Here is a 23,245-nt window from a genome sequence, read left to right on the forward strand (position 1 = left end):
AGATGGGGAATCTTGAATTCGCAGAAACGTTGGTCATTGGATCAGGTCCGGGAGGGTATGTGGCGGCGCTGCGATCTTCACAACTTGGAATGAGTACGGCGATTGTTGAACGCAATCAGCTAGGTGGGGTCTGCACTAATGTGGGGTGTATTCCCTCCAAAGCATTAATTGCTGAATCCCATCGTTACGAGTTGCTTAGACCGTTCAGCTCTGCGGATGCGGCAGTGTCATTTAAGAATGCTCAGGATTTCAAGCAAGGAATTGTGAATAAGCAGGCAGGTGGAGTTGGCTATTTATTAAAGACTGCAGGTGTGAGCATTTTGGAAGGGGAGGCCAGATTGGTCGATGAGCATACCGCTATTATCAGTCAGTCTGGACAAGAGCAAAGCATTTCCTTTAAAAATGCCATCTTAGCCACAGGATCACGTCCGATTGAGCTGCAAGCCTTTCCGGTTGGCGGACGTGTTTTATCTTCGACAGAAGCTCTGTCGCTCCGTGAAGTTCCAACTAGCCTAGTAGTTATAGGCGGTGGATATATAGGCGTTGAACTGGGGCAAATGTATGCCAAATTTGGAACAACGGTAACGATTCTGGAGGGAGGAGATCAAGTGCTGCCTGGATTTGAGGCGGAGCTTGTGGGCCCTGTTGGAAGGCAGCTGAAAGCTGATGGGATTAAGATGATCACCGGAGCGACAGCTGTGAACGTAGTGCAGAGTGCAGACGCCATCACATTGCATTATTTGAAAAATCAGGAGCAGCTGCATGTGACAGCGGAATATGTGTTAGTCACTGTCGGCAGAAAACCAAATACAGACGGCGATTTAGGGCTGGACCGTATAGGTTTGCCAGTGACGAGCAGGGGGTTCCTTGAGACAGATGAACAGTGCAGAACGGCTATTCCGAATATTTTTGCAATTGGGGATATTACGTCGGGTCCAGCCCTTGCTCACAAAGCGTCTTATGAAGCTAAAATTGCGGCAGAAGCCATTGCCGGTCTTTCCTCCGAGGTTGATTATAGAGCCATTCCGCTTGTTGTTTTTTCTGATCCAGAGCTGGCCAGTGTTGGCTTAAGTGAAACAGAAGCAAAGACAAAAGGCATCCCGCTGGTTATTGGCAAATCTTCTTTTGGGATTAACGGGAGAGCATTGGCCTTGAGGGAAACGGAAGGTTTTGTCAAAATTGTAGCGGAACCGACCTCTGGAATCGTTATGGGTGCCCAAATTGTTGGAGTAGAAGCATCTACACTGGTGTCGGAGCTTGCCCTTGCCATTGAGATGGGAGCAACTGTAGAGGATTTGGCGATGACCATTCACCCTCATCCCACATTGGGAGAAGTGATTATGGAGGCTGCCGAAAATGCGGCTATAAAAATGGTAAGGGGAGAGAGTGGGAAATGAAGATAAAAGCAGGTTTATATATAGGAATTGCGATTGCGTTAATCGTTGGAGGTTCGCTACTTGCTATAAAAGGAAAGGATGCTGTCAGTCAAGCTGAGAGCAGGAAACAAGGGATTCTTGATGCAGAGCAAAAGACTATATTTTATCAGAACAGTCCAGGGTCAGTTGTAGAGGTCAGTGTGGCTGTAGGTGATTCTATAAAACAGGGAGAGGTATTGTTTAAGGTTAAATCCGCTGAAGAAGGAGAAACAGATGTACTCGCGCCGGAGGACGGGTCGGTCAACAGGATTGTTGTAAAGCCGGGAGATCCAATACAGCTAGGAATGCCAATGGCGGTTTTGCAAAAAAACAACTTTTATACAGACCTCTACATACAGGAAAGTGAAATCCAAAAGCTAGAGGTGGATCAAAGTATTGGCGTTCATTTTCCATATTTGGAGCACCCAACAGAGGTGACGGGTGTGGTTACTTCCATCGCAGCCGCCCCTCAATTTGCGAGCTTACGCATGTCACGTGAAAAAGGGCAAGCCGATTTAAGCATGTTTCTTGTCCGTATAGCTATGGATGCGAATGCTGATTTGCTTCCGGGGATGACAGCGGAGGTGAAGCTCGATGAAATCACTGATTGACGAGTGGAAGTACGTGGCGGGCAGTAAGTATTTACGCCTGATTTTTATTGGTCCGCTTATCGCGGCTATATTTTTTGGCTTGATGTTCTCGAAGAATCAAATCAGAGAATCGCATGTTGTAGTCATTGATGAGGATCACAGCTCGTATTCACGACAGCTGATCTCTAAAATAAATGCTTCTCCATATATGAAAGTAACTAATGTGTATGCAAGCCCCTTAGATCCAAAAACATTATTGGCAAATGAGCAGGCTGTCGCGGTCATCACCCTTCCCAAAGCGTTAGGGCTGCATCAGCAGCAGGGGATATCAACGAATCTCGGCATCTTAATGGATAACACCATGCCATCAGGTCTAACCGGCATCCGAACTGCGATTCAGGAAGTCATCCAGACGGAAAATATGACTCTTTCTATGACCCGTCTCCTCCAAAAGGGGATGGATGCCGAAACCTCTAAAGGACTTGCTTCTCCGTTGTCCCTGCAGCAGCGGATGTTGTTTAATCCGACCACAAGTTATGTGAGCTTTATGGTCATTGGATTTGTGAATATTGTGGTGCTGATGATTACAACAAGCGCAGCAGGTTCAATTGCCCCTCGCTTGCGGCAGGAGGGGAAACTTTTTGCAAACGGGAAGTCTCCTTGGCAGATTTGGGTTCGTAGTGTACCTTACGCTGTTTTATCAACGATCTCGCTGCTTCTGTGTTATGGCTTATTAAAGCAGGTAGGGGGAATGCGCTTTGAAGCAGAGCCTTATCTTTTTATTATTCCGCTGTCTGTGTATGCCTTTGCTCTGTCACTGATGGGCCTGTTGATTGGTTATACTGCCAAAGACGTATCCAAAGTTAATTTACGAACTAATTTCGTATTGTATCCGTCGTTTCTTGCCACTGGAATCCAATTGAGCCCATTAGCGTTTCCGGAGTTTTTTCAAATTTCCGCTTGGGCATTGCCCATGAACTGGCTTAATCGCCTTATACGCGGGATGGCTTTTCGGGATGTGGCGTTAACAGCCTACAGTCAGGAGCTGGGAGCACTGCTGATCATTATTGGTGTCGTATCCTTATTCATCGGGTCGCTGGTGCTCAGGGAGGCGAACAAACCCGAGGTTCAGCTCTCGAAATCAGTCCCAGCTTCAGTAATCTAATCTACTCTAGTCGTGCAAAACGTTGTTCTGTTTTATTAAGATGCTTCACCCGCTCTTCTAAGCTGCGATCTGACATCCCGGCATAATTATACCAATGGAGGTTCTTCCGTATTCCCATTTTGCGGAAGGTCCCTCTAAACAGAATTTTGGTGATGGGGTTGCCAAAAATCCAGCGATAAAAGAAGTCGGGCGTGTTCATTACGGTCAGCAGTGACACTCCTTGAAGATTCGTGAGCAAGCATTTGAAGGGCCGTCCAGGTTTAATTTCCTCGTAGACAATACCTTTTGCGAATACCTTATCAAGAAAGCCTTTGGTGAGAGCAGGCATGGCCTCCCACCAAATGGGGAATAGGAAGACGATATGATCTGCTGCCATAAGCCGCTGCTGATAATTGGCGACTAGGGGGTCGGTGGTTTTCTTTTGTCGCCAAGCAGCAAGTTCTTCGCGCGACATGACTGGATCAAATCCATCGGCATGTAGATCGATAAGATCAATCGTATGACCTTTGGTGTTAAGACCTCGCATTACGGAGGCTAATAAGGCTGCGGAATAGCTTCGCTGATGTGGGATATTCTCGGACGCTAATGCGCCGTAGGGATGATCAAAAATAATTAAGACATTCATATAAATACCTTCTCTTCGTTTTATTGTTTCCTAGAAATAAAATATTAACTATGGAAACAATAATACGTTTTAAGTTTCCCTGTTGTCAATATTATTTCTGGGAAACTTTATTTTTGAGCGGTGTCTTGTTAAAATGAGCATAAGATGAATTTACGAGGAGAATTAACAGTGACGCATTCTTTCGAGAACTTACCTAATAAGGATATTATGATAAAAAAATTGATAGATATGATTCCCAATTACAAAAGCGATTTCAATCGGAGGATGATGAAGAGAAGGCGTGGCTGATTCAGAACTGTAGTAACCCCCTTATCATTGATTTCCTCCAAGAGTCCACAGTCATGATGCTGCATGTAATCGATGCGATTGGAGAGCTTGAGCCGGTGAATGGCACTACCATTTCGAAGCATTTCGGAATTCCAAAAGGTAGCGTGTCCAAAATTACTAGAAAATTAGTTCTGCAGCAAATTATTCGCACGGAGTTTCTCCCCGATAATAAAAAAGAAGTGCTGTTTCTTACAACACCTCTTGGAAAAGAAATATTCGATTTGCATCAAGCACTACATAAGGAGATGAGTAAAGGGATAAATCGGTTTCTACAGAGATATAACACAGATGAATTGTTATTTCTGAACCAAGCGTTCGAGGATACTTTAGAAGCATCCTGGGTTCATTCGGAATCGGCTGCTGAAGAAGAATTAAATGCTGGAGAATCTATTGACGCTATGGAAAAAGATGAAATAGGTCAAATTGTAAACATGCTAAACCAACTGGATACACGCAACCTTAAGAAAGCTAAAGCCATTCTCCAAGACGTGTTTTTCACCTCTTTTGAGTAGCTTTATAATTTCTGATAGTGGCTTATTTTCTTCTCACCTTTCCAAATTTGCTCTAAAAGCATGGCCACTATAGTGCCGACAAGCAGACCATTACTGCAAATATATCGAAGTGTGGAAGGAAGACTCTGAAATACCGCTGGAGGCAAAAACATAAGTCCAATGCTTACCAACAACGTTATTCCTAGTATCGTTAATCGGCGATGATCAAGCTGTTCCTGTAGCAAGGATTGGAATGCAATCCCTACGATTTGTACAAAAGTAGCTAGAAGTGCTGCACTGGCTACAGGAGCTGGAAGTAACGCCAGCACATTGACAACGGACGGAATAAGCGCGATAACCGTTAGTAACATACAGGCCATAAGAAATGGCCGGATTCGCTTTTGCCCTGTTAATTTCATAAAGCCCGCCGAGGCTGGCAATGGAACAACTCCTATCGTTGAGAATAGGGCGGCTAGTATATGAGAGATCCCTCCCGTCCAAATCCCTCGACTTAATGCTGTTTTTTCATCTTTCGGTAAAACCGGAACTACTTGTTTTACAGCGGAAATCGAAGAAATTGTATTGGATACTAACAAAAACGTAAACAACAGTGAGGTAATCACGATCCCTAGATCGAATTGAGGTACTCCCCAAGCAAAAATATGAGGGAACTTCAAGACGGAAGTTGAATCTGTAAATGTTGGCCCCACTTTCCCGCATGCTGCAAATAATGCCGAACCCAAGCCGATTCCAATCAGTACGGCGTAACTACTAATCCATCCTCTCCCTTTAATAGAGAGAAAAATAACAAGTCCAAAAATAAAAAAGGATATGAGTGCTGCCATAACATCTGGTTCGGCGCTTGTTCCCTGTAACCCAAGCATGCCCTTGACTAATACACCGCTTAATTGCAAGGCGAGAATGAATAAAAATGAACCCGAAACTAAGGGTGTAAATAAAAATTGAAGCCTATAAACTAGCCCTGTAGTTCCTAATACAAAAAGAACAAGCCCGGCTACGATTAATCCTCCTTCTAGAATTTGTAATGTATACATTTGATCTTGCCCTTGAATGAAGGCTAAGTTGCCTAATATGACAAAGATACTTACCCATGATCCCGCAGGACCATCTGCAATAGGGTATTTATGTCCTAACCATCCCTGAATAAATGAACTGATTCCTACAACGAAAAATGTCCGCTGCATTAAGGTTGAAATTTGTTCAAACGACAATTGAAAAATACCTCCAATGACAATGGGCAGAGCCACTGCATTGGCTAGCAAAAAAATAAACCATTGTACAGTGCTGAGACTATCGGTAACACGTTTGTTCTCCATATCAACTCACCTTTACTATTGTTAACTATACAATCTATACGGAAAATGAAAGCCACCTTTCGATGTGAAATCGTTAAAAGGTGGCTGGCTCGCTTCTTAATCTATTACCATTTGCGATATGGCAAAAACTTTCCGTTCATCGTCAGAATGATGCGGTCACCATTCGGATCTTCTTGCTTTTGTACGTCGAATTGGAAATCGATCGCGCTCATGATACCTTCGCCAAGCTTCTCCAAAACAAGTTCTCTAATCGTTGGACCGTATACAAGCAGCATTTCGTATAGGCGATACAGTCCTGGATCTGTAGGCGGCATATCGATGACATCGCCACGGTGTGGGATTTGTGTGAGTGCTTGAACCACTTGTTCGTCGAGTTCAAGCAATTTCCCCATTTTATCTGCTTCATTACGCGTCATTGTCGCTTGGCCCAACAATGCAGTTACAACCCAGCTTTCTGAATGCTCGCTTTCCTTTGCGATTTCGCCCCAAGTTAATCCTTTTGCAAATTTAGCGTCCAATATCTGTTGTGTCGCTTCTTTTCTATTCATTTTAATTGCTCCCTTTAGTTTAGTATAATGAGTATCGCTTAGTGCTTGTCGTGGCCTGTTATTTGTTCATATCCATTTACAATCAGATCGAGTTTACCAGTGTCTGGTGCAATCACCAGACCATGAACTGCTACCTCTTTCGGAATGAGCGGATGATTACGTACTAGATCAATGTTTCCTTTAATCGAATCCACGACATTCGTAAAGCCGAACAACCATTTATGAAGATCGATTCCTGCATATTCAAGAGAAGCAAGAATTTCTGGTGTCGCGACTCCGCGATCCATTATTTTTTGAAGTGTTCCTTCAGGGTTGCTTTGACTCATGCCACAATTGTGGTGACCGATGATATAAATTTCTTCCGCATTCAATTCGTAGACAGCCGTTACGATACTGCGCATAATACTTCCAAATGCATGGGTAATCGTTCCACCTGCTGTTTTGATGACTTTGGCATCCCCATTGTGTATATTTAGGGCTTTAGGCAGCAGTTCAATCAGTCGCGCATCCATGCACGTTACGACAACCATGCCTTTTTTAGGGAATTTCGTTCCCTCATAAGGTAGATACTCCTTGTCTTCTACGAACTGATCGTTATACTCCAAAATTTCTTGTAATAGCATTCTTGGGCCTCCTTTAAAGTGTTTTAGTTATCACTGTTTCAATGGCTACTAACTAGTGAATCAGGATATAACTAAGTATAGATATTCATGCTTAAATGCTGAATAAGTTGGCGAAACGCTATATGTCCATTTGCTTTCATGACGAAAGGATTGATTTTTATTTTTGATCATATCGATTTTGCGATACTAGCATTACTAAAAGAAAACTCCAGAATTCAGTGGAAGGACATTGGCCAAAAGATTCATATGACTGGCCAAGCGGTCGGAAACCGCATAAGGCGTTTAGAAGATTTAGGGGTTATCGAACAATATACGATCGTTACTAATAAAGCAAAGCTAGGTCTTTCTATCACGGCCTTTATTACATTTTTTGTGGAATCAACCAATCATCCTTTATTCCAGAAGTTCGTGATGGAGGAGGAAGCAATTTCCGAAGTGCATCGAATTAGCGGAGAAGGATGTTATGTGTTAACTGGACATTTTGCTACGAATGAGGAGCTTGAGGTATTTCTGGCACAACTTTTGAAGCATGGCAATTATCGAGTGAGTCTATCCATTGGAAAAATAAAATCTTAATCCATACAAAAAAGAGGGGCGTAGACCCCTCTTTTCTTTTTCCAATTTATAGTTTCTGATAGTGATTTAAGAGATTCTCAACTTTATCCTGAATCATTTGTTTCAAGGCTTCAGGCTTCACCGCTCTAACATACTGACCATAACGCATGAAATAATTAGCTAGAAATTCTTCTTCGCCTGGATTATAGAATCCCTTAATGACGGTTATCGGTCCAGCTTCTATTTCCATAGAGGGATAATGCTCTTTATAAAAAATATCTTTGGCTTGCTCCGCAATCTCAACTTCAAAGTGAATACTGTTCTCGGATTGATAAAATTCTAAGGAACGACTAAGAAGTTCTTCTATAGAATAGCGGGCTGAGCTTTCCTCTTCTTCAATGTAGGTTATTCGATCACATCTAAACACTCTATATGTATTCGTATTTAACTCTATTCCAGTAGCATACCATTGACCAAACTTCGCGGAAATTCTGAAGAATTGTACAGGGTAGCTTTTTGTCTGGTTATTTTTTGTGTATTCAATGTTACAGGCACATTCACTTAGAATACTTGCTAGAATTTTATCTAAAAAGCGACTGACATGCTTATGCTGATACATTTCGAATTGTAGAACCTTTTTCATTTTATGAATCTGGTTGATTTGTGTACTCGATAGACAGTGCCCGAACTTTTCGTTTAGCTTGTTAACACTTAAATGAAATGGAGTGGATTGATAAGATTCTAACGTCAGCATGGCAAAGTACAGTGCATACACTTCATCTATCGTGAAAATAATAGGGGATAACAATCTATTTTTCAAAATACCATAACGTCCGTGTCTTCCATGTTCCGCGAAAATAGGCATACCTAATTGTTCTAATGAAGTAACATCACGTAGCGCTGAGCTTTTCGAAATATTGTATTTCTCCATAAGGTCACTTAGATTGAAAAACTCTCGCCCGTTTAAGTATCTCATCATGTCATTTAAGCGTTCTGATTTCTTCATATAAAAAGCTCCTTATTAAGGTGTCATGTTTTGATACCTTTATATATGATAATAAGTTTAAGATCACATATCAAATATACGAAGGAGATTTACACTATGAGTACAACACTAGAAGTAGCTATTTTCTTATCAATGAAGGGAAGAGCCAAGGGAGCTATAGAATTTTACAAAAAGCATTTTAATGCAGAGGAATTGTTACGTGTTACCTATCAACAACTAGCAGAACGTGACAGCTCCATACAGCTTACAGATGAAAATAAGGATTATATTACTCACTCTGTCCTTTTAATCGGAAAAACAAAAATAATGATAGCAGAAGATACAATGAATACGAATGAGAAATATACAGTGGGTAATAACACTTCATTATGTATTCAAAGTGCTGACCTAGAGGGAATTGAAGGTTTCTATAAAAGCTTAATCACGGATGAGCGCGTGAAAATTATTGCTCCTTTATCTAGTAATGTGTTTAGTAAAGCCTACGGTATCATTGAAGATCCCTTTGGTATTCAAATTCAACTCATGTTTGATGAAAGATTACATTAACAACTTTGCTTCTAAAGTAAACCCAGTTCACCGTTCAGCTGATCATAATTCAGGGATTATCCTGATGTTGGTCGGCTTTTTTGTATGTATTGATGGCTATTTTTTAATGAAAATTGTTGAATTATTATGCATAAAGATGTATAGTGTTTTTTAATTAACGTTAATTAAGTAAGGGATGTGGAATGTCTTGACCAAAAACAAGTTGAAAGAAGTAGCGATGCGACTATTCGGAGAGAAGGGTTACGAGGGTACGGCTCTCTCTGAAATTGCGAAGGAAGTTGGTGTGAAGACTCCGGCGATTTATGCCTTTTTTGAGAATAAAGAGGATTTGTTTATGACGGTCTTTCGTGAGGCTATGCAGTCCTATAACACTTATATTCAAGAGCTATCGGAAGAGCAGAAAGTACTGAGTGCGCAGGAAAGTCTACGAGGCATATTGTCTAGACAGTATGAGTTTTATCAGAAGAGTCCTGAAGCAAGCAAAATTGTACTGAGGTATGTGGTCTTCCCACCGGCATTCTTAAAGGAAACGATTGAGGAAGCATTTCTAGAGTCCGACGCGATGTTGACGAAGATCATTGAACAATTCATCTCGAAAGGGATGGAAGAGGGAGTAATTCGCGATCAATCCGTTCAGCTTCTCGCAGATGCTTTTCTCAACTTGATGGATGGATTAAGCATGCAGTATTTCTATTACACTTCTAAGGGAATTTATGAGCGTAAGCTGAACCATGCGTTTGAAATGTATTGGAAGGGTGCGTCCTCATAGCGCTACAGAAGAAGATAACAACAAGGGGATGGGGAGAATGGCAGAAGTAAGTGAAGTAAAGGGGAACGAGCTTAGCTCGGGGGATTTTGAGAGAGAGCCGGTTCCAGTGCATTTGCGTAAAAAATGGCTATCTATGTCGCTCGTCTGGATCGCCATCGGGATTGACCTATCAGCGATGTTCTTGGGTGCTCAGCTTGGCAATGGAATGAATCTGACAGATTCACTCACAGCAACAATAATCGGTTCGTTAATCCTAGGGGTGATCGGAGCATTATGTGCGTATGTAGGGGCGAAAACAGGGTTATCGACATCGATGATCTCTCGGTTTCTATTCGGAAATGTGGGTGCACGTGTCGTAGCAGTTATCCTCGGTATTTTCTCACTCGGTTGGTTTGGGGTGCAGGTCGGGTTCTTCGCTTCGAATATGCAGACTGCTTTTAGTCAATTATGGGATATTCATCTGTCCTTAGGGGTGCTTTCATTCATAGGTGGGCTTTTGATGATGTCGACGGCTATTTGGGGATATCAATCTATTGAACGATTAAGCACCTGGTCCGTACCATTGCTTATTTTGTTTATTGGAGTGGCTATTTATTCCGCGTTCCACACCAAAGGAGCTTCAGCCGTGTGGGAACCGATTAGCGGAGCAGCGATCCCGATGGGGACAGCGATCTCGCTTGTTATTGGTATCTTTATTGTCGGCACGGTGCTTTCACCGGATATCGCTCGTTGGGCGCGCACACCTAAGCATGCGATAACCGCGGCCTTTATCGGCTTCTTTGTGGGTAACAGCTTCATGACGATTGTAGCTATTTTCCTATCTCGAATTATGGACACAGATGATCTGACGAATATTTTCATTGCGCTAGGACTTGGGCTTCCAGCCATTATCGTCTTAACCCTTGCCCAATGGACGACAAACACGAACAATTTATATTCTGCTTCGCTAGGGTTCTCTGTCGTGTTCCAAAAGGTTCCGAAAAAGCTAATTACTATTGTGGCAGGTATCTTTGCTACGTTGCTTGCCGTACTTGGCATCTATGATAAGTTTTTATCTTTCCTAAATATTATTACGGTGTTTGTCTCTCCAATCGGGGGAATCTACACGTCCGAATTTTTACTTGTGGATCGAAAGAAATTCACTTTTGAAGGTCTGGATCGCAACAAAAACTGGGTGATTCGCTCCTTAGCGGTATGGGTTGCAGCTACGTTGTTCGCTTTTATGACAACCGCAGCGCCAGATGGATTTGGATGGTTCCAAATCACGAGCGTACCGGCATTAGATGCGTTTATGTTCGCCTTTATCGTGCAGTGGATTGTCGGCAAAATCATGACAAAGAAGGGATAACAACATGAGAAATCACAAACTAACAGAATTAAATGAACAAGCGGTGCAATACATTGCTGTTGGTGCAGCCGTTCTTGGAACAGGCGGGGGCGGTGACCCGCATATTGGTAAATTGATGGCGATGGAAGCCATTCGCAAATATGGTCCTGTTCGTTTAGTAAGTCCTGAGGATCTGGAGGACGATGCATTGGTTGTTCCTATATCCATGATTGGCGCACCTACAGTTATGAATGAGAAGATTCCTTCGATTCAGCAAATGATCAAGCCTTTGGATATGATTGAGAAAGAGCTTGGACGCAAGGTGAGCGCCATTATGCCGATTGAGGTTGGTGGCGGTAACTCTCTGGTTCCCGTAATTACGGCTGCGGAACGCAATATTCCTATCGTAGATGCGGATGCCATGGGACGGGCTTTTCCAGAATCGCAGATGGTGACGTTCTACTTGGACGGTATTGACTGCAGTCCGATTACGATGGCAGATGAACGCGGCAACGGTGTGCTGATGCATGCGATCGACGGTGTTTGGGAAGAGCGGATGGCGCGTGCAGTTACAATTCAAATGGGCGGATCGGCTTCGATTTGTGATTATCCGGTGAGTGGAGCACAGGTAAAGCAAAGTGCAATTCCGCATACCTTGACGCTTGCGTATGAAATCGGAAAAACATTGTTCGAGTCCAAGGAATTGAAACAGAATCCAATCGAAATGCTGCTGAAGCAGTTGAATGGATATGCGTTGTTCCAGGGTAAGGCAGTAGATATTCGCCGTCGTACAGAAGGCGGATTTACACGCGGTGAAGCGGTATTTGAAGGCACAGATGCTAAAAAGGGACGTACGATGACTTTGTTCTTCCAGAATGAGTTCCTTCTTGCCACAGAAGATGGACATTCAATTGCTATTACTCCTGACCTGATCTCCGTGCTTGACCAGGATACCGGTATGCCAATCACGACTGAGAATTTGAAATACGGTGCCCGGGTGAGTGTGGTTGGTTTCCCTTGTGATCCGAAATGGCGTTCACCAAAGGGCCTCGAGACGGTAGGTCCACAATATTTTGGCTATGATGCACCTTATGTTCCAATTGAACAATTGGCAGCAGAGAAAGGGGGAGCAGAGTAATGTCTCATACGAATGTAGACAACATGGAAGAAATATACCGCATTGGGATTGATGTCGGCGGGACAAATACAGATGCAGCCTTGCTCGACTCCAAGCTAAACACCATTCATACGATAAAGGTGCATACCACACGTGATGTGAATGAAGGCATTACTGAATCCATCCGTCGTTTGTTAGCAGAGAGTAGTGTGAATCCAGCGCAGATTCGTTATGCAATGCTCGGAACTACGCACTGTACGAATGCTATTGTAGAGCGCAAGCACTTGGGGAAAGTCGGCTTGATTCGAATCGGGGCACCGGCAACAACTGCGGTTCCTCCACTTGCGGATTGGGACGATACACTTAAGGCAACGGTTTGCCCACATGCTTATGTTGTTCATGGTGGATATGAGTATGATGGCCGCACGATTGTTGAAATGGATGAAGAAGAGATTCTAGACTGCTTTTTGAAAATGAAGGGTGAAGTCGAAGCGGTTGCGATCTGTGGTGTGTTCTCCCCAGTGAATACCTCGCAGGAGAAACGTGTCGAAGAACTAGCGAAGCAAGTACTTGGCGCAGATATGCCTGTGACGTTGTCTCATGAGATTGGAAGTATCGGATTGCTCGAGCGTGAGAACGCGTCGTTGCTGAACGGCGCATTACTTAACGTCATTGCTGGAGTCGTAAAGGGCTTCGAAGAGGCGCTTCACACTTATGGAATTGACGCGAGCCTATACATCTGTCAGAACGATGGAACACTGATGTACAGTGAATATGCGCTTCGTTACCCGATTCTGACGATTGCTTGCGGTCCGACGAATTCCATTCGTGGCGCGGCACACTTGTCAGGTCTGAATGATGCACTTGTTGTTGATATCGGTGGCACCACGACAGATATCGGCGTCCTGATGCAAGGCTTCCCGCGTCAATCCTCCGCTGCGGTTGAGATTGGCGGGATTCGCACGAACTTCCGCATGCCGGATATCTTATCGATCGGGATCGGCGGCGGTACAATCGTTCGCTTAGACGAAACGTTGGATCAGGTAACAGTGGGTCCGGATAGCGTGGGGTACGAGCTATTGAAGCGCGGCCTCATCTTTGGTGGTGATACGCTCACAGCAACCGATGTGGCGGTGAAGCTTAATCGATACGAGTGGAAAGAGGCGCAGACTGAGGCACTTGATGAATCGATCTGCAAAAGAGCAGATGAGATCATTACGCGGGATATCGAGGAAGCGATTGATCGGATGAAGACAAGCTCAGATCCTGTTGACGTCATTTTGGTCGGTGGCGGAAGTATTCTTGTGGCAGACAAGCTTGAAGGTGTATCACGGATTGTAAGACCGGATCACTATGATGCTGCGAATGCGATTGGCGCTGCGTTAGGTGAGGTGAGCGGGGAGACAGAGCGGATTTATTCCCTGGACGAAATGTCTTATGATGAAGCTAAGGAAGATGCCCGCAGCCATGCAATAGAGCAAGCTGTTCTAGCCGGTGCAGATCGTGATACCGTTCAGATCGTATTGTCTGAGGATATTCCGATTGCATACTTGCCGGGCAATGCCTTGCTGGTAAAAGTAAAAGCGGCTGGACGTTTATAAGATGATTATGGATCTGCCTTGAGGAGTGAACTCTTCGAGGCAGATTTTTTTTAGAAAGGGGATTTAGAATAGCTGTCGAAGTGGGTTATGTACATATTTTAACGATGGGAGAGAGGACAATGAAAGTGATTAGCACATTAGAAATCGTAGATGTACAGACTGGGGAGCGTACTGCGCTCCGCTCATTTGATTATTTAATCGAGGCACCCAATTGGACCAGCGATGGTAAGCGTCTTATTTATAATAGTCGAGGTTGTCTCTATTCGTTCGACATCACATCCTGTGAGCTTGTTCAAATTGACTCGGGGTTTGCTGCGGAATGTAATAACGATCATGTTCTGTCTTTTGACAACACTAAGATCGCAATTAGTCACCATACGAAAGAAGATGGTAAATCTCGTATATATATTCTTCCCATGGAGGGTGGTGAACCGGTTCTAGTTACACCGAATGCTCCAAGTTATTTGCATGGTTGGTCTCCAAACGGTGCTGAGTTAGCTTACTGTGCTGAGCGCAATGGTCAGTATGATATTTATACCATTCCAGTAGACGGGGGAGTAGAGGTACAACTGACAGATTCGCCTGGGCTGGATGATGGGCCTGAATATTCACCAGATGGGGGATATATATGGTTCAACTCGGTGCGTACAGGGCTGATGCAGATATGGCGAATGAATGCCGATGGCACTGAGCAAACACAGATGACTTTTGATGAGAGTAATAACTGGTTCCCGCATGTATCGCCAGATGGTCAGAAGATTGCCTACCTGAGTTACCGCAAAGGAGATGTAGATCCTGGCGATCACCCCGCGAATAAGGATGTTGAGATTCGATTGATGGCAAGCACGGGAGGAGATTATCGCACACTAGTACAATTGTTTGGAGGACAAGGTACGATTAACGTGAATTCGTGGTCTCCGGATAGTAAGCGCTTGGCGTTTGTAAGTTATGTAGTGGAGGAATAGGAATAAAATACCGATAAAAATTATAGTGTTTTTATTTATATATAAATGGGGGAAAAGTTGGATGAAGAGGATTTTTAGTGTTTTGCTAATTGTATTACTGGTTATACCTGCGCTCGGCGCTACAACCTTTGCGAGCAGCACGGTGAAGGCTAAGGTAACCGAGAGCAGTACATATTTTGACGGAGAACAAAGGGATCTGAACGGATTCAATATCTCGAACAACAATTATTTCCGGCTGCGCGATGTAGCGGAGTATTTCTCGGGAACAGCCAGTCAATTTGATATCACTTGGAATAAAGCAAACAATGCGATAGAGATCATAACCGGGCAAGCCTATACTCCCGAAAAGAAAGCTAGCAGCAACTATTATAGTCGCAATAGAAATTATTCAGCTACGCTGTCGACCTCTAAAGTGCTAGTGAACGGACAGCTGCAGTCGATTACGGCGTACAATATTGACGAGAATAACTATGTTCAGTTGCGGGATTTGGCGGGGAAAATTCCATTCGATATCGAATATGACGTTCAGTCTGATCGCATATCCTTGTTCTCAAAAGTTCCAGATCACGCTTACCGGGTGAAGACGGCGGTGGGGACCGAGAGTAACGCTGTATCTTCTTATTTTCCCAGATGGAAAAGTACGGTCACTTCCTATCTTGTGAATAATAATGATGGGACAGTAAGTGTCCTTGAGGCGAATAAGGAAGTTACGATTGAATCATATAATGAGAAGTTTGAACTAACTGGAAATAAGAGTATCCCTTTTGAGCTTCCGATATTTGGTGGTTTCTATAGTGGGGAGAAGTATAACTATATTGCTTTTGGACAAGAGAATCGCGAAGAGAATGATAGCAAAGAAGTGATTCGTATTGTCCGTTATGATAAAAGCTTCAATAGAGTAGATAGTGTCTCCATTAAGGGTGGCGAGAGTTATACGGTTAGCCCTTTTGATTCTGGCTCGGGTAGTATGGCCGAGGCTGGGGATACGCTTGTATTCCACACTTCACGTACAAGATACACGACAGAAGATAAACTAAATCATCAATCCCAGCTGACCATTATCGTGAATACCCAAACTATGACCGTGACGAATGATCTGGGAAGATTCCAGAAGAATCATGTCAGCCACTCTTTTGATCAATATGTATTGTTTGATGGTGCTACGCATGTTCTAGTGGATCATGGTGATGCCTATCCTCGTTCGATTGTGCTGAATAAAGGAAATGGAACCAGTTATAACGAGGTAGACCTGTTTAATATTCCCGGCAAAATCGGAGCGAACACCACAGGCGTTTCTATAGGCGGGTTTGAGATGTCTTCGGCGAACTATATTGTCGCTATGAATACGATTGACCATTCGCTTGTCAAAGAATATACGTCTTATGAGATGGTGGGACTAGAGAAGGATCAGAGAGATATCGTTCTTAGTGTTCTGCCAAAAGCCAACCTGTCTAGCACAGCAGTGAACCACATCACTTTGGCTAAATATGTTGGTACGAACCAAATCGCGTCCATCCCTATACTAGTAAAAATCACGGACGACAAAATGATGGTGCTGTGGCAGGAGTTTGATAAAGAGAATCATCCGGGTGACGTGAAATATGTTCTTATAGATGGAGAGGGTGCAACCACTGGGGGTATCCAAACGATTAAGAACTTTGTACTATCAGAAAGCAGCCCTATTGTTAGCGGCGACAAAATTGTATGGTATACCAACAACAAAGGATCCAGACTATTTTATTCGATCCCATTAAATTAAATTAAATTACCAGCAAAAGGTTATCCCGTTAATGCCTACATAAGGTATTACGGATAACCTTTTTTTCTACCAAACTCATATGCCGTTTCCCTATCGATATGCTCGTTTACAAAGACGTGCTAACATTTGTACCCCTGATCATCTAACAAAAAGACACCCGTGTACGCCTCAGACTTCTCACTCCAACAATATGACTCCCCATCGCTAACACCTGTCTGTTTCGTATTTCTGACGCCTTGGATAAACTGAAAGCGCATACTTCCTTTGGAAAGGAGTCCAACGATATGAACTTTAATCTTAACACGGTACCCTTCAGCCGAAGAGGCACCTTTCTGGCTATTTCTGAACTACCTGAATCGGATGTCAGGGCGGAGGGACTTTACTTACGGACCGTGCGTGGTGGGGATGATAAATTTGGTGAAGCTTTTCAAATTGAACTGCTGGACGAGAGTAATCAGTATATTCCGTACGAGGCTAAGGCAGAGCCTGCACTACTTCGTTTGAATACGGATATCGACAATATCTATGCGGAGATCTGTATTACAGATGGTCGTACGGTCCGTTTCAAGAGCAGAGGATGTGGCATTCGCCTCACCTTCCGTACCTCGGCCTACGATTATGCTTATGAGCACAGCGCAGGCAGCTTTGAAGTAAACAGCTTCACCCATGAATGCCGGTTCATGCTCACCCGGTTAACCGGGGCTCTCCGGATGGAGGTACCTTGGGACAAAATTAAAAGTTCCCGCATTGTGGCGGAGTTCACCCCCGAAGCGGGTAAGGAAATTGCCGAGTTCGCGGTGGAAGAATTCCGCACGGTATGGGAACGGCGTGATGCCTGGACACCATGGGAGGAAGCGGTACTAGCGGTGCAACAGGAATATGACCAGTGGCTGGGTGCCAGCTTGACCGTTCCCGAACGCTGGCAAGACGGCCGTGAACTGGCGGCTTATATTACCTGGTCCTGTCTGGTTCCCGCGGAAGGATGTTTGACCCGGCCAGCAATGTATATGTCGAAGAACTGGATGACGAATATTTGGAGCTGGGATCACTGCTTCAATGCGATGGCTCTGGTCAGACATCACCCGGAGCTGGCCTGGGACCAGTTTATGATTTTCTTCGACCGCCAGGATGAGAGTGGCCTGATTCCGGACTTTATCAACGACAAGTACGAGCTTTGGAACTGCAACAAACCGCCTATTCATGGCTGGACGCTGGCCTGGATGATGCAGCGGACGGATTATATTAAGGAATCCCATCTTCGTGAAGTGTATGGGCCCTTGAGCAAGTGGACGAACTGGTGGTTCCATTACCGGGATAACGACAAGGACGGTATACCACAGTACAATCATGGAAACGATTCGGGTTGGGACAACAGTACTGCCTTTAATAACGGGATTCCGGTGGAGAGTCCGGATCTGGCAGCATTTTTAATCTTGCAGATTGAACTGCTTGCCGAAATTGCTGGGCTTCTGGGGCTTACCAGCGAAAGCACCGCATGGAGACGATTAGGCGAGGAGACCCTGGAGAAAATGCTACGTCATTTCTGGAAGGATGGAAGGTTCACCGCTTGCCGTTCTGGAACTCACGAAGCATCCGACGGCGACAGCCTGCTGCTCTTCGTGCCCATTCTGCTTGGCAAGCGGCTGCCGGAGCCAATCCTGCGCGCACTGCTGGATGGCCTGCGGGATGAGAGCCGCTTCTTGACGCCGAACGGCTGGGCTACAGAGAGTGTGAAGAGCCCTTACTACACGCCGGATGGCTATTGGCGGGGCCCGATTTGGGCGCCATCAACCATGTTGCTAGTGGAAGGTGTGGCCGCGGCGGGGGATGTTGAACTGGCAAGCGAGGTAGCCCGCCGATTCTGCAATATGCTGAACAAGAGTGGCATGGCCGAGAACTTCGATGCCCTGACGGGTGAAGGGCTTCGCGACAGGGCGTTTACTTGGACCTCAAGTGTATTCTTAATCCTAGGGCACGAGTATACAACTTAACAACATACGGGCACTTCCTCCTGGTCAAGACCGGCGTAAGGGGAAGTGCTTTCCCATTTTCCGAGATATTCCCGAGTGTGCCAGTCCGTGCTACACTTCAACTATAAAAATGAAATATATAAGGCGGGGATGAGAAGTCATGTGGAGTCATTTCTTTAAGAAGTTATATCATCGCTTCTCTATTCGCTCTTATTTCAGCATCCGGACTAAGCTGCTCTTTTGCTTTCTTATTGTCGCGATTATTCCACTACTGTCACTGGGAGCCTTGAACTATTATCAATCCGCTATAGTCATTAACTCTCAATTCGGGAAATACGGAGAGAACACCGTGGCACAACTTGATCAGCAGATCAGTTCCGCTTTGAACCGGATGAATCAGACGACAGGAACAATCTATTCTTATCTTCTTGATCCTGCGCGGGGGGGACTAGGTGATCACGTTCCAACTACGTATCAGGAGATTATGGATAAAGATGACTTCGAGGCGCTGCTTAAATCACTTAAGACGGATCTGACAAGAGGTATTTATCTGATTACCCGCTCTGGTTATTACTATGGGGAGAATAATCTGGATGTCAGTAAGCTTAATGATATCCCCGCCTGGCGGGCCCTTACTTATTCATCCAAAGGGCCCTATTGGCTGGGCTTCTATCCTATGAATCATGGCATGGAAGCTTCGGATACGGGGGATCCTATACTGGGGCTTGCTGTACGGATTAATAATCCGGCTGGAACCCAGCATGGAAGCACGATCTTAATTGAAGAGAATGCGCAGGTTCTTCTAGATATGTTCCATATGTTTGAGGAAGATACCAAAGCGCATTTGACGATAACTGATTCTGAAGGGCAACCCATTTACCAGTCAGATTCTCCATTCACTCCAGACGGTAGTGACGTGGTGTGGAATAGGACACTGGCAGCCAACGGATGGAAGATTGAAGCAAGGTTGTCGGCCAAAGCATTCTATTTTTCCTCAAGCCTGATCCGCTCCAACACAGTACTTGTAGCCATTGTTTCTTGTCTGCTTGCCTTTGGGTTAGCTTATCTATTCTCATCGAAATTCACAGCTCGAATTCGCAGGCTGAAAGACTCGATGCAGAAGGTCAGCTTTGGCAAGCTACACACGAGGACCCTGGTGGAAGGCAAGGATGAACTCGGAAGCTTGGATACCAGCTTCAACCGTATGGTGGGGGGGATTCAATCCCTTGTGCAGGAAGTGGAGCAGAGTGAGCGGCTGAAGAAGGAGGCCGAGCTTAAGGCATTCCACTACCAAATTAATCCACACCTGCTCTTCAATACGCTGAATTCTATCCAGTGGAAGGCAAGGCTTCAAGGGGCAGAGGATATCCGCCAGATGCTCTATCATCTGACGATGGTGCTCGAAGGTAATCTGGATATCTCTCAGGAGTTGATCACGCTAGGCCGTGAACTCCGCATGATTGAGCATTTTCTGAAAATACAAGAGATCCGTTATGGGTCCGCATTCAATTATGAACAGACCTGTGACGAAGAGCTTAAGCTGTATCTGATTCCCCGTATGACTCTTCAGCCGCTTTTCGAGAACATCTTTTTTCATGGATTTGAAGACGGGAAGGGGAACATTTCGTTAAGTGTACGGGAGGAAGGCGAGCATCTGTTGTTAACATTGTCTGATGACGGTGCAGGAATCAATGAAGAGAAGCTGAGGGCGCTTATGCTTGCTAAGCCGGAAAGCAAACCGCAGGGACGCGGAGGACTCGGCGTCCAGAATGCTAATCAGAAGTTCAAGCTTCATTTCGGACAGCAGTATGGCTTGACGGTTCAATCCACGAAAGGTGACGGCACTACTATCGTAATTCGGTGGCCCAAGAAGGAGGAGAGTCCGCATGGAGACAACTAAGACCATTAAAGTGTTAATTGCAGATGATGAGAGTATCGTGCGAAAAGGGCTTCGCTCTACAATTCCTTGGCATAAGTATGGGATGGAAGTGGTGGCGGATGCGCCGAACGGCCTTAAAGCCTGGGAGTTCTATCAGATTCACCTGCCTCAAATAGTGATTACCGACATCGTCATGCCGGAGATGAATGGGATTGAACTGTTACGCAAAGTTAAAGAAGTTGATAAAGACACCCGGATTATTCTGCTGAGCTGTCACCGTGACTTCGAATTTGCTCAGCAGGGAATTAAGCTTGGGGCTTCAGGATATCTGCTTAAGACAGCCTTTGAAGATGAAGAGCTGGAAGGAATGCTGGAGAAGTTCCAGAGGGAGCTTACATCGTCTGCTCCCGTAGCGGATGCTGAAACAAGCGAAATCTATGGAGAACGGCTGGGCTCTCTCTTGTTTGCCTGGCAGAGTGGACACAGCAGCAAATTTGTTGACGAAATAGATAAGCTCATTAGGGAGAAGCTGCCGCTGAATAGGGAACCCTTGTACATTTATCTGATCAAGACCTGTGGATGCGATTGTACTTACCTGGATCTCGTCAAGCTTAATGAGGATGAGAATAGCCGGATGCCCCACAGCGCATCTGTCATCATCCCTTACGGTGAGGACCTTTGCTACTGGATTGTACCTGGTGACGAGCTGGGGACTGCGGACAGTCTGCTTGTTCAGATGAAAAGCCAAACCGAGAAGCTGACCTGGGTGAAGAGAGGACCGCTGGGCAACGCTGAAGATTTAAGCAAGGCCTTCATGGCCCTTCACAAGGAAGCGGAAGTGGAGAAGCTGCATGGTATTACGTCTCAGGACTGGCCTGAACCGATCTGGAAGGCCGTGAAGCTTCTGCATGAGAACCCTGTGGCGGATTGGTCGGTTAGCGATTTGGCGAGCCAGGTGGGACTTAGCCGAAGCCATTTCTCGATCCTGTTTAAGAAGACGGTGGGCGACAGCTTTGTGGCTTTTCAATATAAAAGGAAGCTTAAGCTTGCCAAGGCCTTGCTGCGGGATACGCAGTTGACGATGCAGGATATTGCGGAGCGGACAGGGCTGGGCGACAGCAAATATTTCAGCAAATGGTTCAAGCGCTGCACGGGTCAGACACCTAGTTATTACCGTATACAACAAAAAGACGCCGTGATTCGAACAGATGGACACCCCGGCCTGTAAATCGAACAAAAGTACGCAAACATTCGAATAGATATCAGTTTTGAACCGCTTTCATAAAAGTTAAGATGAAAGCGGTTCAATTATTATTACCTCATTCAAAGGGGAGGCTGCCACAGTGAAAAAGAAAATTTCTCTTATTGTACTTGCCACTACGTTAATGGCAACTATGGTCACAGCTTGCGGGGGGAACAGTGAGCCTTCAACATCCACAGATGCTGCAGGCTCAGGGGAGACGAAGACGCTCCGTTTTGCGACATGGGATACCGGAGACGCGCTCAAGATTGAGCAAGACATCGCCAAGAAATTCGAAGCAGCCCATCCGGGCACGAAGGTTCAGGTAGAGGCTTATGCAGACGGTTTTGACCAGAAGCTTGCCGCCGGATTCGGGGCAACCAATCCGCCAGATGTGATGTATATGTGGGATTTCCCAACCTATCATCAATCTCTGGAACCACTGGACAGCTATTCGAGCAAAGATAAAGAATTGAACATCGAAGATTTCTATCCGGGATTGTTCAACTATGGCAAAATTGACGGCAAGCTATATGGCATTCCGGCAGGGTTCACCACACGCGTGGTCTATTACAACAAGAAGTTGTTCGACGATGCCAAGATCCCTTATCCGAAAGATGGATGGACATGGAAGGAGTTCCAGGACATCGCGGCTAAGCTCAGCGATAAGTCGAAGAAGCAGTACGGGTTCGGGGTTCGCGCTGAGAACGATACGTATGACCTTCAGAGCTTCGTATGGAGCAACGGAAGCTCATTCATCTCTGATGACGGCAAAACGATTGAAGGATTTATGAACAGCAAAGAGACAGCTGAGTCCATCCAGATGCTCGGCGACATGGTTAAGAACGGCTCGGCTGTGCTGACCGGAGGCAAAGGCCAGCAGAGCGGAGATGACATTTTTAAAGCAGGTAAAATCGCTATGTGGGAGAGCGGTATCTGGCCGCTGGAATCGTTCAAGACGGCAGGCATAAATGTAGGTACGGTCGAAATCCCGGCATTCCCGGGCAAACCGGTCAAAGGGGTGCTTGCGGAGTCCGCTTTGTCCATCGCCAAGGATTCGAAGCAGAAAGATCTGGCCTGGGAATTCGTGAAATTCTATGTGTCTAATGATTCGATCAAGATGCGTGTGGCGGATCTGCCTGTAAGGGTCAGTGTCGTAAACGAGCTGAAGAAAGATCAGGACCCGCTCTATAAACCGTATTACACGATGCTGGAGCGTTCCAGCAATACACCGGCGTTCCTGCTCAATCCAAAATGGAATGAAGTCAACCGCCAGCTCTCTGCTGCGGTGGAAGCGGTTATGCACGGCAGCAACGCCCAGGAAGTGCTGAATCAGGCTGTTAAAGATAGTGAACGTTATTTAAAATAACACATTTACAGAAAGAAGGTT

General features: G+C 45.2%; 21 protein-coding genes. 16 read left to right on the forward strand and 5 right to left on the reverse strand.

Going from position 1 to position 23,245, the window contains the following annotated elements; translation table 11 throughout:
• The first annotated feature begins 2 nt into the window (after positions 1-2).
• The 3 genes from lpdA to ACWNM1_RS02905 are packed head-to-tail and all read left to right on the forward strand — an operon-like array spanning position 3 to position 3,170.
• Positions 3-1,397 (forward strand): dihydrolipoyl dehydrogenase, encoded by a 1,395-nt coding sequence (lpdA, locus tag ACWNM1_RS02895; protein WP_449599737.1) that lies wholly within the window; start codon positions 3-5, stop codon positions 1,395-1,397.
• Positions 1,394-2,026, forward strand: coding sequence for an HlyD family efflux transporter periplasmic adaptor subunit (locus tag ACWNM1_RS02900; protein ID WP_449599739.1), 633 nt, complete (start codon positions 1,394-1,396; stop codon positions 2,024-2,026). Before lpdA ends, ACWNM1_RS02900 begins: the two co-directional genes overlap by 4 nt.
• Positions 2,010-3,170 carry an ABC transporter permease gene (locus tag ACWNM1_RS02905; RefSeq protein ID WP_449599741.1) on the forward strand — a complete coding sequence of 387 codons (1,161 nt, stop codon included), beginning with the start codon at positions 2,010-2,012 and terminating at the stop codon, positions 3,168-3,170. Before ACWNM1_RS02900 ends, ACWNM1_RS02905 begins: the two co-directional genes overlap by 17 nt.
• 1 nt (position 3,171) lies before the next feature.
• On the opposite strand, the gene ACWNM1_RS02910 is transcribed toward ACWNM1_RS02905, so the two are convergent.
• Complete coding sequence (locus ACWNM1_RS02910; RefSeq protein ID WP_449599743.1) at positions 3,172-3,795, reverse strand: NAD(P)H-dependent oxidoreductase; 624 nt, start codon at positions 3,793-3,795, stop codon at positions 3,172-3,174.
• Between the two features lie 341 nt (positions 3,796-4,136).
• On the opposite strand from ACWNM1_RS02910, the gene ACWNM1_RS02915 reads away from it, so the two are divergent.
• Positions 4,137-4,634 carry a hypothetical protein gene (locus ACWNM1_RS02915; protein ID WP_449599745.1) on the forward strand — a complete coding sequence of 166 codons (498 nt, stop codon included), beginning with the start codon at positions 4,137-4,139 and terminating at the stop codon, positions 4,632-4,634.
• Between the two features lie 2 nt (positions 4,635-4,636).
• Here the strand turns inward: ACWNM1_RS02915 and ACWNM1_RS02920 are convergent, their stop codons facing one another.
• The 3 genes from ACWNM1_RS02920 to ACWNM1_RS02930 all read right to left on the reverse strand — a co-directional run bounded on the left by ACWNM1_RS02920 (position 4,637) and on the right by ACWNM1_RS02930 (position 7,121).
• Positions 4,637-5,950, reverse strand: a complete 1,314-nt coding sequence (locus ACWNM1_RS02920; protein ID WP_449599747.1) for a purine/pyrimidine permease — start codon at positions 5,948-5,950, stop codon at positions 4,637-4,639.
• 104 nt (positions 5,951-6,054) lie between these two features.
• Positions 6,055-6,498 (reverse strand): cyanase, encoded by a 444-nt coding sequence (gene cynS / locus ACWNM1_RS02925; RefSeq protein WP_283910234.1) that lies wholly within the window; start codon positions 6,496-6,498, stop codon positions 6,055-6,057.
• A gap of 38 nt (positions 6,499-6,536) precedes the next feature.
• Positions 6,537-7,121 carry a beta-class carbonic anhydrase gene (locus ACWNM1_RS02930; RefSeq protein ID WP_449599749.1) on the reverse strand — a complete coding sequence of 195 codons (585 nt, stop codon included), beginning with the start codon at positions 7,119-7,121 and terminating at the stop codon, positions 6,537-6,539.
• A 138-nt stretch (positions 7,122-7,259) separates the two neighbouring features.
• On the opposite strand from ACWNM1_RS02930, the gene ACWNM1_RS02935 reads away from it, so the two are divergent.
• Complete coding sequence (locus ACWNM1_RS02935; RefSeq protein WP_449599751.1) at positions 7,260-7,697, forward strand: Lrp/AsnC family transcriptional regulator; 438 nt, start codon at positions 7,260-7,262, stop codon at positions 7,695-7,697.
• Between the two features lie 46 nt (positions 7,698-7,743).
• Here ACWNM1_RS02935 and ACWNM1_RS02940 read toward each other — a convergent pair whose 3' ends face one another.
• The gene (locus ACWNM1_RS02940) at positions 7,744-8,682 is read right to left on the reverse strand and encodes a helix-turn-helix transcriptional regulator (RefSeq protein WP_449599753.1); all 939 of its coding nucleotides are present in this window, start codon (positions 8,680-8,682) and stop codon (positions 7,744-7,746) included.
• Positions 8,683-8,778: 96 nt separating this feature from the next.
• Here ACWNM1_RS02940 and ACWNM1_RS02945 point away from each other — a divergent pair, with 96 nt between their 5' ends.
• The 11 genes from ACWNM1_RS02945 (at position 8,779) to ACWNM1_RS02995 (ending at position 23,224) form a co-directional block, all read left to right on the forward strand.
• The gene (locus ACWNM1_RS02945; RefSeq protein WP_449599755.1) at positions 8,779-9,228 is read left to right on the forward strand and encodes a VOC family protein; all 450 of its coding nucleotides are present in this window, start codon (positions 8,779-8,781) and stop codon (positions 9,226-9,228) included.
• 187 nt (positions 9,229-9,415) lie between these two features.
• Entirely contained in the window at positions 9,416-9,997 is a 582-nt protein-coding gene (locus ACWNM1_RS02950) for a TetR/AcrR family transcriptional regulator (RefSeq protein ID WP_038568754.1), read from the forward strand.
• A gap of 37 nt (positions 9,998-10,034) precedes the next feature.
• Positions 10,035-11,345 (forward strand): cytosine permease, encoded by a 1,311-nt coding sequence (locus tag ACWNM1_RS02955; protein ID WP_449599757.1) that lies wholly within the window; start codon positions 10,035-10,037, stop codon positions 11,343-11,345.
• Between the two features lie 4 nt (positions 11,346-11,349).
• Positions 11,350-12,462 carry a DUF917 domain-containing protein gene (locus ACWNM1_RS02960; RefSeq protein ID WP_449599759.1) on the forward strand — a complete coding sequence of 371 codons (1,113 nt, stop codon included), beginning with the start codon at positions 11,350-11,352 and terminating at the stop codon, positions 12,460-12,462.
• A complete protein-coding gene (locus ACWNM1_RS02965; RefSeq protein ID WP_449599761.1) occupies positions 12,462-14,042 on the forward strand; it encodes a hydantoinase/oxoprolinase N-terminal domain-containing protein in 1,581 nt (526 codons plus the stop codon). Before ACWNM1_RS02960 ends, ACWNM1_RS02965 begins: the two co-directional genes overlap by 1 nt.
• A 119-nt stretch (positions 14,043-14,161) precedes the next feature.
• On the forward strand, positions 14,162-15,007 hold the full coding sequence (locus ACWNM1_RS02970; RefSeq protein WP_341050282.1) for a TolB family protein: 846 nt from the start codon (positions 14,162-14,164) through the stop codon (positions 15,005-15,007).
• Between the two features lie 61 nt (positions 15,008-15,068).
• Entirely contained in the window at positions 15,069-16,766 is a 1,698-nt protein-coding gene (locus ACWNM1_RS02975) for a hypothetical protein (protein ID WP_449599763.1), read from the forward strand.
• A gap of 284 nt (positions 16,767-17,050) precedes the next feature.
• The gene (locus ACWNM1_RS02980; protein WP_449599765.1) at positions 17,051-18,757 is read left to right on the forward strand and encodes an amylo-alpha-1,6-glucosidase; all 1,707 of its coding nucleotides are present in this window, start codon (positions 17,051-17,053) and stop codon (positions 18,755-18,757) included.
• Positions 18,758-18,896: 139 nt separating this feature from the next.
• The gene (locus tag ACWNM1_RS02985) at positions 18,897-20,636 is read left to right on the forward strand and encodes a sensor histidine kinase (protein WP_449599767.1); all 1,740 of its coding nucleotides are present in this window, start codon (positions 18,897-18,899) and stop codon (positions 20,634-20,636) included.
• On the forward strand, positions 20,623-21,843 hold the full coding sequence (locus tag ACWNM1_RS02990) for a response regulator transcription factor (protein ID WP_449599769.1): 1,221 nt from the start codon (positions 20,623-20,625) through the stop codon (positions 21,841-21,843). The genes ACWNM1_RS02985 and ACWNM1_RS02990 overlap by 14 nt, the downstream gene beginning before the upstream one ends.
• A 157-nt stretch (positions 21,844-22,000) precedes the next feature.
• Positions 22,001-23,224: an ABC transporter substrate-binding protein gene (locus ACWNM1_RS02995; RefSeq protein WP_423803066.1), complete on the forward strand. Its 1,224-nt coding sequence runs from the start codon at positions 22,001-22,003 to the stop codon at positions 23,222-23,224.
• Positions 23,225-23,245 lie beyond the last annotated feature (21 nt).

The organism is Paenibacillus sp. Marseille-Q9583, assembly GCF_976954365.1.

Excerpts from the sequence above, each read along its gene's own strand:
- lpdA (WP_449599737.1), top strand. The coding sequence starts at position 3 with ATGGGGAATCTTGAATTCGCAGAAACGTTGGTCATTGGATCAGGTCCG.
- ACWNM1_RS02900 (WP_449599739.1), top strand. The coding sequence starts at position 1,394 with ATGAAGATAAAAGCAGGTTTATATATAGGAATTGCGATTGCGTTAATC.
- ACWNM1_RS02905 (WP_449599741.1), top strand. The coding sequence starts at position 2,010 with ATGAAATCACTGATTGACGAGTGGAAGTACGTGGCGGGCAGTAAGTAT.
- ACWNM1_RS02910 (WP_449599743.1), bottom strand. The coding sequence starts at position 3,795 with ATGAATGTCTTAATTATTTTTGATCATCCCTACGGCGCATTAGCGTCC.
- ACWNM1_RS02915 (WP_449599745.1), top strand. The coding sequence starts at position 4,137 with ATGATGCTGCATGTAATCGATGCGATTGGAGAGCTTGAGCCGGTGAAT.
- ACWNM1_RS02920 (WP_449599747.1), bottom strand. The coding sequence starts at position 5,950 with ATGGAGAACAAACGTGTTACCGATAGTCTCAGCACTGTACAATGGTTT.
- cynS (WP_283910234.1), bottom strand. The coding sequence starts at position 6,498 with ATGAATAGAAAAGAAGCGACACAACAGATATTGGACGCTAAATTTGCA.
- ACWNM1_RS02930 (WP_449599749.1), bottom strand. The coding sequence starts at position 7,121 with ATGCTATTACAAGAAATTTTGGAGTATAACGATCAGTTCGTAGAAGAC.
- ACWNM1_RS02935 (WP_449599751.1), top strand. The coding sequence starts at position 7,260 with ATGACGAAAGGATTGATTTTTATTTTTGATCATATCGATTTTGCGATA.
- ACWNM1_RS02940 (WP_449599753.1), bottom strand. The coding sequence starts at position 8,682 with ATGAAGAAATCAGAACGCTTAAATGACATGATGAGATACTTAAACGGG.
- ACWNM1_RS02945 (WP_449599755.1), top strand. The coding sequence starts at position 8,779 with ATGAGTACAACACTAGAAGTAGCTATTTTCTTATCAATGAAGGGAAGA.
- ACWNM1_RS02955 (WP_449599757.1), top strand. The coding sequence starts at position 10,035 with ATGGCAGAAGTAAGTGAAGTAAAGGGGAACGAGCTTAGCTCGGGGGAT.
- ACWNM1_RS02960 (WP_449599759.1), top strand. The coding sequence starts at position 11,350 with ATGAGAAATCACAAACTAACAGAATTAAATGAACAAGCGGTGCAATAC.
- ACWNM1_RS02965 (WP_449599761.1), top strand. The coding sequence starts at position 12,462 with ATGTCTCATACGAATGTAGACAACATGGAAGAAATATACCGCATTGGG.
- ACWNM1_RS02970 (WP_341050282.1), top strand. The coding sequence starts at position 14,162 with ATGAAAGTGATTAGCACATTAGAAATCGTAGATGTACAGACTGGGGAG.
- ACWNM1_RS02975 (WP_449599763.1), top strand. The coding sequence starts at position 15,069 with ATGAAGAGGATTTTTAGTGTTTTGCTAATTGTATTACTGGTTATACCT.
- ACWNM1_RS02980 (WP_449599765.1), top strand. The coding sequence starts at position 17,051 with ATGAACTTTAATCTTAACACGGTACCCTTCAGCCGAAGAGGCACCTTT.
- ACWNM1_RS02985 (WP_449599767.1), top strand. The coding sequence starts at position 18,897 with ATGTGGAGTCATTTCTTTAAGAAGTTATATCATCGCTTCTCTATTCGC.
- ACWNM1_RS02990 (WP_449599769.1), top strand. The coding sequence starts at position 20,623 with ATGGAGACAACTAAGACCATTAAAGTGTTAATTGCAGATGATGAGAGT.
- ACWNM1_RS02995 (WP_423803066.1), top strand. The coding sequence starts at position 22,001 with ATGGCAACTATGGTCACAGCTTGCGGGGGGAACAGTGAGCCTTCAACA.